The following is a 12,817-nucleotide window of genomic DNA, read 5'->3' as shown; positions in this document are numbered from 1 at the left end:
TCAGGCTGATCGTCTGTTGAATAAAGAAGGGGTTGCACATGAGTGTGCAGCCCCTTTTTTGTGTCTTATTGCTCGCCTGTCAGCAGCGCAGGCAGGACTTCTTTAAGGCTGCGGGAGGCATTCCGGCTGTTCTGGCGCAGTTCCGTGAGGATGGTGGCATCCTCCGTTAGGGAGAGTTTTTCAGCCAGCAGCAGGAGCAGGGCAAGGGATGTGCGCAGCCGGGCGATGCAGCCGGCAATGTCCAGCATCACGCCCAGAAGGTGGACGGGAACATCCCCCGAGGGAAAACAGGTCACCACCGTGTCCAGTAGCCCGGAGAGGGTGTCTGAGTCGTTGCGGGGCTTTTCCCCGTGTGTGCGGAGGAGATGGGCGACCTGCCGTTCCTGCTTCTGGTTCTGGTCCAGAATGGTGGTGATCCAGTGTTGGAGCGGTGGCGGGGCGGCGGGGCGGCTGAGCAGTTCTAGTAGGCTCTCTCGCAATGTGCCTGTTAGTACCAAGTGGGCGTGTAAACGCTCCAGATAGGTGAGGCGTATAGAGGGTGTTTCAGTGGGATGACGTGGCACGTCTGTCTCCGTGGCGGGCGAGCAAGAGAGGTAAGCCTAGCCTGCTTGCGGCATTTGTGAAACAGGCAGGCAATGATCCTTCGACATGATAGCTTTATTGTGGCGGGCCAGCTTCATGGTCCAACTGGGGGCGTCGTGCATAATGGCGGGCAATGACGGTGCAGACGAAAAGCTGAAGCTGGTGATAGATCATCAGTGGGAGAACGATGATCCCAGCTGAGGTGGGAAAAATGACGCTGGCCATAGTGACGCCGGATGTCAGGGCTTTTTTGGAACCACAGAACTGCAATGTGATGTCGTCTTCAATATTTTGCCGCATCATCCGGCCCAGCAGATAGGTAATGCCCAGTGCAAGGGCGAGTACTATGGCATCGGCAACACCCACCCCGACAAGCAAGATAACGGGGATACGATGCCAGAGGCCCTGCAATACTGCCGTACTGAAAGCGGAATAGACCAGCACGATAATAGAGCCACGGTCACTACAGGAAATGAGGAACTTATGACGGTGGACGATGGGACCCACCCAACGTTGCATACACTGCCCCAGAATGAAGGGTAGGAGCAGCTCTTCTGCGACATTGAGGATGGTCTGAAGGCCGGATCCGCCACTGCTGCTATGGTCGAAGAACAGGCCACAAAGGAGGGGGGTAATGAAAATGCCCAGAATGTTCGACACCGTGGCTGCACAGATAGCCGCTGGCACGTTGCCTCGAGCCATGGAGGTCAGGGCGATGGAGGATTGTATGGTGGAAGGCAGGCAGCAGAGGAAGAGCATCCCCGCCCAGAGTTCTGGCCCCAGGAAACCGGTAGCTGATAGCTGGTGAGATAGGCCATACAGCCCGATCCCTAACAGGGGAAACACGAGAAAGGTGATGAGCAGTGTGGTACCCTGTAATCGCCAGTTTTTCACGCTGTCGAGCAAAGCCCTGCGGTGTAGTTTGGCCCCCTGAAAGAAGAACATCAGCATGATAAGCAGGGATGTCAGGCGGGAGAGCCACGGCTGCCAGATCGTCGGACAGGGCAGAAACGATGCCAGAAGAACCGCACCAATCAGGCACATCAGGAAAGGGTCGAGGCGTTTCATGGGCGATGGTCCCTGCGGTTGGAGCGATGTGGCAGCGGGAAGGCCACCTTGTAATCCTAGTGGCCAGTGCAGAGGGAACGGTAAAACAGAAGCTCCACGCTGCCAATGAGTGAAACAGCATGGCTAATAACGTAGCGCATCATAAAACATGTTTTATGTTTAATGGTAAATGACTTGCAAAACAGGACCGGATAAGGGCATTTTTTCGGCGGACCTGAGAGCGGGTCATCTCCATTAAATCCTAGGGAGGGGGTCAGGGTATGACCGTCAATCGGCGTATGGTTCTGGGATCATTTCTGGCAGCAGGTGCCCTTTGGGGGGGTAGAGCTCAAGCAGCGGAAGGTAATGGTAGCGGACAGGCTGCTCCTGCACAGCCTAACAACGCTCATGCCGAGCCGGGTAACGCAGCCGCAGCCGCCCCCCAGCCTGTGCATGAGACATTGGCTGACAAGCAATACCGGCCGAATATTCATTTCTCTCCGTCAACAGGATTCATGAACGATCCAAACGGATTGATCTTTGATGGGCGTTATTTCCATCTTTACTATCAGTACAACCCGTTTGGGCCTTATGCTGGCCATGTTCATTGGGGGCATGCTGTTAGTACAGACCTCTACACATGGCAGGACCTTCCGATTGCGATTCGGGAAACGGAAGCCGGAGAGGCCTATAGTGGCTGTGCCGTGCTAGACCGGGATAACCGCTCTGGCCTGTTCCCACCTCGTACACAAGATAAACCTCAGCCCGGGTCAGTAGAAACAGCGGCCCAGAAAGCAGCCCAGCTTTTCCCGTCATTGCCAGAAGATGAGCAGGACCGGCGTTCGGTCAGCAAGCAGGCGCAAGACCTTCTGGATAAGACAAAGACGAAAACGGACCTTCTGAGCCAGCTGAGTGACAATCCCGTATCACGCGATATGTCGCCCGTTCCTATGGCCCCAGCCCTGCCGCCAATGGCTGGTGGCCTTGTGGCTATCTACACACGTGCAACCCCGCAACGGCAAACGCAGTACATTGCATGGAGCCCCGATGGGGGGCAGACGTTGAAGGACTATGAGGGTAACCCGGTGTTGGATATCGGGCATAATTCCTTCCGTGACCCTAAGGTGATCTGGCATGCTCCAACCGAAAAATGGGTCATGGTTGTGGTCCGCTCCCGTGAGCATAAGGTGTCTTTTTATGGATCATTTGATCTGAAGCACTGGATGCATCTGAGTGACTTTGGCCCGTCCGGCATTACAGGGGTGGATTACGAATGTCCGGCTCTGGCCGAGGTGGAGGTAGAAGGCGAAGCCCCCGGCGAGAAACGCTGGGTGTTGTTTGTGTCCATCAACCCCGGTGGTCCACAGGGGGGCAGCATCACGCAGTATTTTGTTGGGCAGTTTGATGGTGAGCGTTTCACCCCCGATGATACGATTGTGGACCTGACGGACTTCGGCAAGGACAGCTACGCTCTTCAGACCTATGAGAACATGCCGGGGAATCAGACGGTCTATATCGCATGGCTGGATAACTGGCAGTATTGTGAGGAGCTGCCTAATAAAAGCTGGCGTGGCATTATGACCATTCCTCGTAAGGTTGTTCTGCGGCGGGATACGGCAGGGTGGCTGCGGATCGCCCAGAACCCTTATGGGCTGGAAGCATTACGGCAGCCCGCTATCCCGTTTGCTCTGTCTCGATTGGAGCCACAAAGCAGCCGTCAGCTATCTCTCCCAACTGGGGATGCTGTGGAGCTGCTACTTGATGTGTCGCTGGAGGATCGGGCGAGTAATCTGCCTGATGGGGATCAAGGCCGAGCAGGCCGTTTTGTGGTGGTGTTTTCCAACCGTCAGGGGGAAAGCCTGAGTATTGGTTTTGATGGCTTCTCCTGCCAGTTGTGGCTGGATAGAAGCAATCTGCACGGGTTTACCCACCCCTTCTTTACGGGGACATTCTCCTCAGCTCTGATTCCGGGCAGCCGCCGCTTCAAGCTGAGGATCGTGCTGGATGCCTGCACATTGGAGGTTTTCGCTAATGAGGGCATGTCTGTCGGCACGGCTTTGATCTACCCAGCTAGCCCGCTGGAGACACTGAGCCTTCAGGTCACTAACGCTGCGGCGGTGATCCATAAAGTGGCCCTCTATCCACTTCGGAAGACGATGAACCGTATGGAACAGGGGTAAGGTTCCCCCAAACCCCCATCCCAGTGAAACGCCGGGATGGGGGCACGTTTATTAGATAACCGCTAGAGCCTCTTTGACGCTGGGCGGTGGGAAGGCGTCATCAAGGGCGTTCAGATCGCCCTGTGTTAGCTGGATTTCTTGAGCGGCAATATTGAGGGCTTGATGGTGAGGCGTTGCCGCTTTGGGGATAGCAATCATGTTGCTGCGGCGTAGCACCCACGCTAGCGCAATTTGTGCCGGTGTCGCATGGCCAAGGCTGGTCTTATGCTCATGGGCAATAGCCCGCAGGATGGGATGATGTAGCAGGTCGCCCCCCTGACCGATCGGGCAATAGGCCATGTTGGTGATGTGTGCGTCTTCGTCCCGTGGCAGAAGGTCATATTCCGTGCCACGATACTCCAAACTGTACAGAATCTGATTGACGAGAGGGTATGCGCCGAAGTCGGCAAGCTCGTTCATGTCATTCGTATCGAAATTGGAAACACCCCAATCCCGGATCAGGCCCCGCTCCCGGAGTGTCTCGAAAGCATAGAGCGTTTCATTAAAGGGGATAGTGCTGCGCCAGTGTAGGAGGTAGAGGTCTAGATAGTCCGTACCGAGATGTTTTAGTGAGCGTTCACAGGCCTTGAGCATATCATTATAGGATGCATGTTGAGGTAGAACCTTGCTGATGAGAAAAGCTTGGTCCCTTCGCCCTCGCAAGGCTTCCCCAACCACGCTTTCCGAGCGGCCATGACCGTACATTTCTGCCGTATCAATAATTTTAAGGCCAGCATCTAGCCCAATCTGAAGGCTACGGACTTCATGCGCTCGTTGGGCAGGATCATCGCCCATGCGCCATGTTCCCATGCCAAGAGCTGGAAGCGTGATGCCATTTCTGAGCGTAACAATGGGATGGGAGGTTGTGGTCATGATGAGGCCCTTCCTTCTGGAATACAGAGACCGAATTCGACTCTATACCAGCATGGTAAGCCTGCCCTCTGAGGGAGGGAAAGTTATTTTGCGTAAAGGCTCTATTACCGTCTTTTGAGGAGCGGCAGGAAACAGTACCTAAACGATAAAAAACAATTTTTCAGGGTAAGGAAAATGGTGCCCAAGGGCGGGATCGAACCACCGACACTGCGATTTTCAGTCGCATGCTCTACCAACTGAGCTACTTGGGCACCGGGCCTTGGCAGCATGGCCACCCGGCTATGAGGAGGGGTTTACCCTATGAATGAGGGGTGATCAACCCTCTTTGCAGAAGAAAATGCACCAATCCTATGGCGTATGAGGGGAGGACTCTTCTGTCAGCTGTGCGATCTGGGCCTCAAGCTCTTCTGGATCATTGTCTTGCCGCAGAGAGGGGACGCGATAATCCCCCTTAAACCAACGCCCGAGGTCCACATCAGCGCAATGTTGGGAGCAGAAGGGGCGGAAGGCAGGAGTGGTCGGTTTTTTGCAGATGGGGCAACTCACGAAAGACTCCAGCAAGGTGATGGAGAAACAGGGTGGCTATGGAGGGTAAGGCTTTGGCCTGTGGTATGGAAGAGGTCTTTCAGTGCCACAGTGTCGGCTTCTAATGCTCGGATGATGGCTGGTGGTGCATGAAGCTGGTCACCTTTCAAGCCTTCACTAATAATGCGCTGAAGGATCGCTAATCCCTGCCCATGAGGGGAGCTATATAGCTCATGGAGTGGTGCCCTGTGACGAGGACGGGTCATTTCCAGCAGCCCGCTAGGTGTGATGCCGGTAATGCGGGGCTGGAGCGGGTCTTGCTCCTTATCGGCCGCCTTACGGAGGAAGGGGACAAGAGCGGGCCGCTTGTTACTGCGGACGCCCGCCGGGTCGATCAGAAGGGTGCCGGAAAGATTGCGGAGCCTGATCTCCCGCAGCAACGGGCCAAAACATGCCAGATTGGCGGCAAAGTCCGGGTTCTGGTGGGCGTCTAGATCAATGGCTGTTAGAGCCGGGGTTGGGGTGATGCGGGCAATTAGCGGACCAACCGAGGCATCAGGACTGAGCAGGGCAGCCCAGTCTGCTTCCAGAACTTCATCAAAACTGCGGGTTGCCCGCTTCAGGCGGGGATGTAGGGAAGCGGGCAGGCGGGCCGCTAGTGCAGCATCATCAACGATGAGGGGGCAATCGGCCGGGGCTTGCTGGAGAATGTCATCCAATGGGGTGGGGCCGGGCGTGACGAGGCGTGGAGAGTCCCCCAGCTCCATATCATTCGGTAAGGGAAGGGCACGCAGGCGTAGTCCTTTCCCATTTTGGGCCGACCGGGTTACTTGAGCGTAGAGCAAGCTGCCTTCGGCTGGCAGTTTGCGCCCTTTCATAAAGCCTGAGCCAGTCGGGCCAGCGAGTTCTACGAAAGCACCGCCGAGATGGGGTGCATGGGCTGTGATGCGGACGATATGCACATCGCCCCAGCCATCCGGGGCACCGGGTCGCCATAGGGCGACATCCAGCAGTTCATCATCCTTTAGCAGGGCGATGCGGACATTTCCCGGCGCACTGGCGAGGCGGATTTCCATAAGGCTCAGAGCAGCCAGTGTTGTCCGGCGGGCAGAGGCTGGCCCCGGAGTAGCTGGGCAGTCTCAAACAGTGGCAGGCCAATCACGCCAGAGGGGCTGCCCCCTACCTGTCGGATGAAGGCTGCCGCTTGCCCCTGTAAACCGTAGCCTCCTGCTTTGCCGTGCCAGTCTCCCCCCTCAATGAGAGAGTCAATCTGTCTAGCTGTCAGGCGGTTGAAGGTGACGTGGCTTTCTACCACACGTTCGCAGCGGCGGCCCTCGGCCCAACTCTCCGTGGGGTGACACACAACAGCGGTAATGACCTTGTGGCGGCGACCGGAGAGGAGAGTGAGATAACGGCGGGCGGTATCGGCATCTTCTGCCTTGGGCAGGATACGCCGCCCTGCTGCGACGACCGTATCAGCCCCGATGATGAGCGCAGGGCCATCATGGTGAGCAGCGACATGCGCCGCCTTGGCTCGGGCCATTCGTAGCGCATAAGGGCGGGGCAGTTCGTCCTTATGTGGTGTTTCATCCAGAGCCGCCGGGCAGATGGCGTCCGGCTCCACTCCGATCTGGCGGAGTAGGGCGATGCGGCGGGGCGATGCGGAGGCCAGTACGAGGGCAGGCCGGGATGGAGCAGACATAAGGGACGAAATGATCCTGACTTCCGCTATCTTACTTGAAGCGGAAGGTAATGCGGCCCTTGCTGAGGTCATACGGGGTCATTTCGACATTGACCCGGTCCCCAGCCAGCACGCGGATGCGGTTTTTGCGCATTTTGCCGCTCGTGTGGGCGAGGATGGTATGCTCGTTATCCAGCGTGACGCGGAACATGGCGTTGGGCAGAAGTTCGGTTACCGTACCAGTAAACTCGATCAGGTCTTCTTTAGGCATGAATATCCCTTGCAGGAAGTGGGTAAAAACTGTGCGGGCCACAAGGCCAGCCTTTGGAAAAGCCCGGCCCGCAGCCTCGTCATGACGGCGCATTATGTGCGGGGAGGAGGGGAGGACGTCAAGGTTTTTTGCTGGATGGAGCAGGATCAGGCAGGTGGGCTTTTGCCTGCCAGCAGTACCATGCCAGAGCCGAGCGGTGTGGGCTGAACCTGATTGTAGCCTCGTGCAGCTGTCGGGGCGTGGGGCGGGCGGGCAGTTTTTTCAGCCGCTTCCAGCCTTCTTGCACGCCAAGATCACCCGTTGGCATGACATCTGGCCTGCCAAGATGGAAGATGAGCAGCATCTCGACTGTCCATTGTCCTACACCCCGTAGAGACGTCAGCCGCTTTATGAGTGTGGCATCATCCAGTTGGTGAGCTTCAGCCAGACTGGGTACAAGCCCTTCCAGTCGTCCTTGGGCGATGGCCCGTAAGCTGGCAATCTTAGCCGCTGAAAGGCCGCAGCGTCGCAACGTATCATCCTCCAGAGCCAAAATTGTTTCTGGAGGTGGTGGTGGGCCGTCCTCTTTGTGGTCTGGCCCAAGAGCGCATAGCCGCCTGAATATAGCCCTAGCAGCGGCATTGTGGAGCTGCTGACCCGTCACGGCTTTGATGAGTGACGCATAGGGGCTTTGTACCTGAGGATCCGGGGTAGCCTGCTTATGTAAGAGGCAGGGGCCGATCTCTGCAATGAAGCGGGAAAGATCAGCATCTTGGATGAAGCAGGCTGGCAGGGAGACCATAGAACGGACCTCACTTGGGAAAGATGTTATAAAAGTAATGGCAAGGGCATTTTCCGGTGATGACAATATGGCCCTTTTTGAGGCACAAAGGAGGGAATATGTTCCTCACCAGTCTGCGCCCCTCTTTTTGCCGGCGGGTTTCTCGCCCGTGACGATGCAGGACGCTCCTACGCAGCAGCGCCGGAGGCGGCTGGGTGATTACGCAGAGCCGGTGGCTGGTCTGCGGACGGAAGCCCGTGCCCCCATGCGGCGCGCGCAGGTTTTGGTGGACCCGCCGCTGATTGGCCCGCTGCTGCTTGCCGCCAGTATGCATGGCATTGCACTGTGGCTGATGATGCAGACCAGTGCCCCTATGCATGGCATGCCCAATGGTGCGCAGCAGCCTCAAGTAGAAATGGTGTTTGATGCTCCGCAGGTCAAACACAGCATGCAGGGGGCCCCAACGCATGAGGTGGGCGGGGCCACCAGTGCTCCGGCACCGACTACGCAGGAGGAAGCTACCCCCGCTCCGATGGAGCCAATCCCCCATACGCCATCCTCCCCGCAGACAGCTCCATCGCCCACCGGGGAGCTAACGAATGCGGAAATGTCGGAGAAGCCGATCTCTAAGGCGGCACCCCGCCGCCCACATAGGAGCCGGGCAACCCCAACCCACCAGCGTGTGACTCGGCAGAGTGAAACGAATCCGTTTGCGCACCCGATGGACCTGTCCTTTGATGGCGAGCCTGCACCACATCCCCACAAGCGGGGACGGCATGGCGGGACACGTGGGCCGATTGATTTCTCCCTTGGGCCGCTTAGCCTGAATGGCGAGATTAATGCGCCCTATAAGACAAGAAGTAGCGTAAAGGGTGTCAGTTCCGATTACGGAGCTGAGGTTGACCGTTGGGTGCGTCAGCATATGTTCTATCCGGATGAAGCGGTACAGCACGAAGAGGAAGGGCCTTCTTCCGTGCATGTGGTGATCGACCGCACCGGGAAGGTCCTCCGTGTACGGTTGACGGATTCATCCAATTCTTATGCGCTGGATGCTGCGACGACGAGCATGTTCCAAGGGGTGCAACTTCCCCCCGTCCCGCCGGATATGCAGGGGGATCATTTTGATCTGGATGTGACGATCCATTACATTTTGATTCGTCATTAAGGAATGTCTGCGGCCCTTCTCCCTGTGGTCAGGAGTGGGAAAGGACGTTAAATTGCAAAGCCCACCGGGAAAAGCCGGTCGGGTATCTGTCCAAACATTGCAGGGAAAGTGGGCTGTTCATGCGCTTCTGTCGTAAGCTGCTGGTATCAGGGCTGTGCGTGTCTCTCCTCGGGCTGGGGGGGTGCCTTCAGGTCTATAAGCCGTTTGCCCATAATCCGGGCAATCAGGCCCAGCACCTTGTGCGGGACAATATTCCCCCCGTTCGTCTGGCTGTTCCCGTTCCTGTGCCGGAGAAAGCACCGTGGCGTGAGGCAACGGCTATGTGGGCGCGGGATGTGGTCGTGGCGTTGGTCGGGCAGTCCATCCCGGCGGTGGCAAAACTGCCAGAACCGGGCGACTGGTGGGTTCGCCTAGGGGCCGTCCGGGCAGAGAATGGCGGTATCCGCCCCCGTTATGCGATTGTCGGGCCGGATGGAAAAGTGAAGGCCCGTGGGTTTGGGGCTGTGATTGATGATGAAGGCTGGCGCAGTGCAGACCCGGCTGCGCTGAACACGGTTGCCCTCCAGATGGCTCCAGAAATTGCCCGTGAGCTGACAGAAATTCAAACCCGTATGATGATGGATGATCCGCAGAGCCTTATGCATCGTTCTGCCCGCATCTGTTTTGAGGGTGTGCAGGGTGCCCCGGGGGATGGCAACAAGTCTTTGGCCGAGGCATTCTATATGATGCTGCCTGATGGCCATAATAGCGTGCAGACTACACGAAATGGTGCTGACTACATCGTGAAGACTGAAGTTAGCCTTAAACCATCGCCGGATGCTCCCCCGCCGGGTGAAGCACTGAAGCAGCAAGTCACCATCGTGTGGCATGTGATGACGCCGCAGGGCGTGGAAGCTGGGGCTGCCACGCAGGTGCATGACGTAGTGGCACATTCGCTTGATGGCCCTTGGGCTGATGTGGCAGGTGCCGCAGCGCAGGAGGCCGCCGAGGCCGTGCGGACCATCATCACCAATTATTCGGGCCGGGCCCGCAAGGCTGCTACGGCGCAGCCTGATGTTGGCGGGGAGGCGTCCAAAGAAAAGGATGGCATGAAGAAATTTATCGCCGGGACGGATCAGACTGGCTCTACGGGAGCAGAATAATGAAAGGATTGGGGCTTAAAGGCTGTTATTGCTTGTGGCCCCGTAGAAAATGACGGGCTGAACGGGAATGGACAGGGTGTATCAATCAACTTATACAAACTAGACATAAATAATAGATGGCCCGTTATGCGTTCTGTTCGTCTGATATGTTTGCTGATTTTATGGGGTGTTGTTCAGTGTCAGGCGGCTTCTGCTGAAGTTTATCATCCCGACTTTGACTGCAGCCGGATGGATAGGAATGCACCGGGGCAAGTGCTTCTTTGTTCGGATTCTGATGCGGCCAGAAGTGAGCTGGTGCTGGACCAAGCTTATTATGCCCTGAGGCATCAGAGTGCCGCTTATCTTCTGCCGCAGCTCAAGGCGGATTTGATTCGTGATCTGGCGCCGTTGCAGGCGTGCTTTTCGCCCGAGGATATGCAGAGGGAGAGCCCGACTGCATGTTACCAGCGGATTGTAGCGCAGGTTACGGATAGATATCGGGCCCAGTTGGTAGGCCGGGCACATGAGGAAGCCACCCGCCCGATTGATGATCATATTGCCTTACAGAGAAAACTTCAGGCACTTGGTTTTTTACCCTCTGAGGTTGTGCTGGATGGCGTGTATGGGGAAGCAACCCGACGGGCCATTCTGCGGTGGCAGGAGCAGGCTAGTCAGCCTAATCGAGACGGCTTTCTGGGGAATGATGATGCTCGATTGCTGATGCCCGAGCTGGCCGCTGAAACCGGCACGCAGGCGGCACCTTCTGCCCCAGCCGAGACCAGTGCTTTTGCCGCCCCGACAGAGGCAGGAACAGGCGATGACGGGCCTGCTCCTTCTATCCTGCGGCAGAGAGGGGGGGCCGGTAGTGCTGTGCATCAGCCACCATCGGATGACACAGTATCGGCGGCACCGTCAGGGGACGCTGCCCCACCTGCGGAGGCATCTTCCCCCCAGCACGAGGCAGTTCCGCCGTCTTCGCCATCCCCAGATGATGCAGCCCCTCGGCGGGAGGCCGAGCATGAAACGACAGAGGGGCATACTTCCCTTCTGGCTCTGCTGTTTCAGATTCTTGGTGCTGTCATTCATATGTGTGGTGCCGTGTTGTCGGCGGTTTGGCGTGTGGTGGTATTCATCTTTCGCCTGCCCATAAGGCTTGTCCAGCTGATCTGGAGTTTCATCACAGCGTTGTTTAGCTGGAAAGGGTTGCTGCTTTTTATTGGCTATCTCGTTATCCGGGGCCTTCGTTCTTCGGGGAAGAAGGGCCCATCGGAGCCGTCTGACTTCTCGTCCAAGGAGGAAGAGGAGGCTTATCAGCAAGCTGGGCTGTTATGGAGCAGCTTTTATGAGGAGACAGGTGTCCGCCCTATAGCGGAGCTTATAGAGCTTCTTCTTGAGAAACGCCGGGATGAGGCTTTTGTCTTTTTAAAGACCCTGCTGGAAAAGGAAGTGGGTGAGCTACCTGTCTCCCTGTTGGAGACATTCTCTCAGGCCCGGCGGGAAAATAGTTGGAAGGGCTTCCAGCGTTTTTCCATAGAAGTGTTGGCGTTCTTGAAGGAACATTTTCAGGATAGGGATGAGGACGCCGCACAGGAGCAGCGGGAACGAGAGAACGCTTACCGCCGGGCAAAACAGGCTGGTGCAGCTCCGCCAGAGGATGAGCCTTGGTATGTCGTGCTGGAAGTTTCTGTAACTGCCTCCGCCGAGGAGATTACCGCCTCATATAGGCGGTTGATGAAGCAGCATCACCCGGATCGTTTCGCACAAGCCGGTAAGGCTGCCTATGAAGCCGCTGTTGCAAAAAGCAAAAAGATCACCGAGGCGTACCGTTACGCTCGAACACTGAAGCAATTCTCGGAAAAGGCATCCCAGAAAAGCCGGGATACCGAGCAGAAGCAGAGGTCTGATGCTGGATCATCATCTTCAGACTTTGCCTCCAGCAAGGAGCGGGAAGCGTATCAGAGAGTTGGTATGTTGTGGGCCAGTTGGGTCGGTGAACTCAGGCTTGCAAATGGGCAGACATTGCTGGGGTATCTCGTGGAGCAGCGTCTTCAGGAGGCATTCCGTTTTCTGGTGGAGTTGGTTCGTCCGATAAACGGTGAGACAGCCCGGGCCGTGCTGGAGGAGCTGGGTAGAGGGCGGTCATGGCAGGATTTCCAGCGTTGTTCTGTGCATGTGCACGGCCTGTTGCTGCAAGTGGCCAGAGCGGAGGAGGCCCGTAAAAGGCGGCAGCAGGAACAGGATCGCGCCAGAGAGCGGGACGAAGCGCAACGGAGGCAGGAACAGGCCCGCCGTGATAGGCAGCGTTCCAGAAATACGTCCCCCCGTGGGAGGGCATGGCATATTGTGCTGGAGGTCTCCGAGACGGCGTCTAATGAGGAGGTCACTAAGGCCTATCGGCGGCTTATCAAGCAGCATCACCCGGACCGGTTTGCCCATGTTGGTGGTGAGGTTTACGAGGAAGCCGTCCGCCGAACGGCTGAAATCACGCAGGCTTATCGTTATGTGAAGCAGTACCGGCAGTTTTAGCTTATCTGTGTTGTGGCAGGTTTGCTGTAAAATCATGACATTGATCG

General features: G+C 56.9%; 12 protein-coding genes and 1 tRNA gene. 4 read left to right on the top strand and 9 right to left on the bottom strand.

Annotated features, from left to right (window positions below):
- Positions 1-65: 65 nt before the first annotated feature.
- Together AL01_RS07300 and AL01_RS07295 are read right to left on the bottom strand one after the other, a co-directional pair.
- Entirely contained in the window at positions 66-563 is a 498-nt protein-coding gene (locus tag AL01_RS07300; RefSeq protein WP_143280731.1) for a DUF892 family protein, read from the bottom strand.
- A 94-nt stretch (positions 564-657) separates the two neighbouring features.
- Positions 658-1,650, bottom strand: coding sequence for a bile acid:sodium symporter family protein (locus tag AL01_RS07295; protein WP_077396800.1), 993 nt, complete (start codon positions 1,648-1,650; stop codon positions 658-660).
- Between the two features lie 260 nt (positions 1,651-1,910).
- Between AL01_RS07295 and AL01_RS07290 the strand changes: the two genes are divergently transcribed.
- On the top strand, positions 1,911-3,809 hold the full coding sequence (locus AL01_RS07290) for a glycoside hydrolase family 32 protein (RefSeq protein ID WP_077396799.1): 1,899 nt from the start codon (positions 1,911-1,913) through the stop codon (positions 3,807-3,809).
- A gap of 51 nt (positions 3,810-3,860) precedes the next feature.
- Here the strand turns inward: AL01_RS07290 and AL01_RS07285 are convergent, their stop codons facing one another.
- The 7 genes from AL01_RS07285 to AL01_RS07255 all read right to left on the bottom strand — a co-directional run bounded on the left by AL01_RS07285 (position 3,861) and on the right by AL01_RS07255 (position 7,979).
- Positions 3,861-4,721: an aldo/keto reductase gene (locus AL01_RS07285; RefSeq protein WP_077396798.1), complete on the bottom strand. Its 861-nt coding sequence runs from the start codon at positions 4,719-4,721 to the stop codon at positions 3,861-3,863.
- 175 nt (positions 4,722-4,896) lie between these two features.
- Positions 4,897-4,972: transfer RNA gene (locus tag AL01_RS07280), tRNA-Phe, on the bottom strand.
- Between the two features lie 97 nt (positions 4,973-5,069).
- Positions 5,070-5,267: a DNA gyrase inhibitor YacG gene (locus AL01_RS07275; RefSeq protein ID WP_077396797.1), complete on the bottom strand. Its 198-nt coding sequence runs from the start codon at positions 5,265-5,267 to the stop codon at positions 5,070-5,072.
- Positions 5,264-6,322 carry a ribonuclease E/G gene (locus tag AL01_RS07270; protein ID WP_077396796.1) on the bottom strand — a complete coding sequence of 353 codons (1,059 nt, stop codon included), beginning with the start codon at positions 6,320-6,322 and terminating at the stop codon, positions 5,264-5,266. Before AL01_RS07270 ends, AL01_RS07275 begins: the two co-directional genes overlap by 4 nt.
- A 5-nt stretch (positions 6,323-6,327) precedes the next feature.
- The gene (locus AL01_RS07265) at positions 6,328-6,948 is read right to left on the bottom strand and encodes a Maf family protein (RefSeq protein ID WP_077396795.1); all 621 of its coding nucleotides are present in this window, start codon (positions 6,946-6,948) and stop codon (positions 6,328-6,330) included.
- Between the two features lie 31 nt (positions 6,949-6,979).
- The gene (gene infA, locus AL01_RS07260) at positions 6,980-7,198 is read right to left on the bottom strand and encodes a translation initiation factor IF-1 (protein WP_043559458.1); all 219 of its coding nucleotides are present in this window, start codon (positions 7,196-7,198) and stop codon (positions 6,980-6,982) included.
- A 118-nt stretch (positions 7,199-7,316) separates the two neighbouring features.
- On the bottom strand, positions 7,317-7,979 hold the full coding sequence (locus AL01_RS07255; protein ID WP_077396794.1) for a DNA-3-methyladenine glycosylase family protein: 663 nt from the start codon (positions 7,977-7,979) through the stop codon (positions 7,317-7,319).
- A 154-nt stretch (positions 7,980-8,133) separates the two neighbouring features.
- Between AL01_RS07255 and AL01_RS07250 the strand changes: the two genes are divergently transcribed.
- The 3 genes from AL01_RS07250 to AL01_RS07240 all read left to right on the top strand — a co-directional run bounded on the left by AL01_RS07250 (position 8,134) and on the right by AL01_RS07240 (position 12,770).
- Positions 8,134-9,123 carry an energy transducer TonB gene (locus AL01_RS07250; protein ID WP_077396983.1) on the top strand — a complete coding sequence of 330 codons (990 nt, stop codon included), beginning with the start codon at positions 8,134-8,136 and terminating at the stop codon, positions 9,121-9,123.
- A gap of 119 nt (positions 9,124-9,242) precedes the next feature.
- Complete coding sequence (locus AL01_RS07245) at positions 9,243-10,265, top strand: hypothetical protein (protein ID WP_193791541.1); 1,023 nt, start codon at positions 9,243-9,245, stop codon at positions 10,263-10,265.
- A 126-nt stretch (positions 10,266-10,391) separates the two neighbouring features.
- The gene (locus tag AL01_RS07240; RefSeq protein ID WP_077396793.1) at positions 10,392-12,770 is read left to right on the top strand and encodes a DnaJ domain-containing protein; all 2,379 of its coding nucleotides are present in this window, start codon (positions 10,392-10,394) and stop codon (positions 12,768-12,770) included.
- Positions 12,771-12,817 lie beyond the last annotated feature (47 nt).

It is taken from the genome of Bombella intestini, assembly GCF_002003665.1.
Taxonomy (GTDB): domain Bacteria; phylum Pseudomonadota; class Alphaproteobacteria; order Acetobacterales; family Acetobacteraceae; genus Bombella; species Bombella intestini.
The sequence above is the reverse complement of the archived record's forward strand: the minus strand, read 5'-3'. Positions and strand labels throughout refer to the sequence as shown.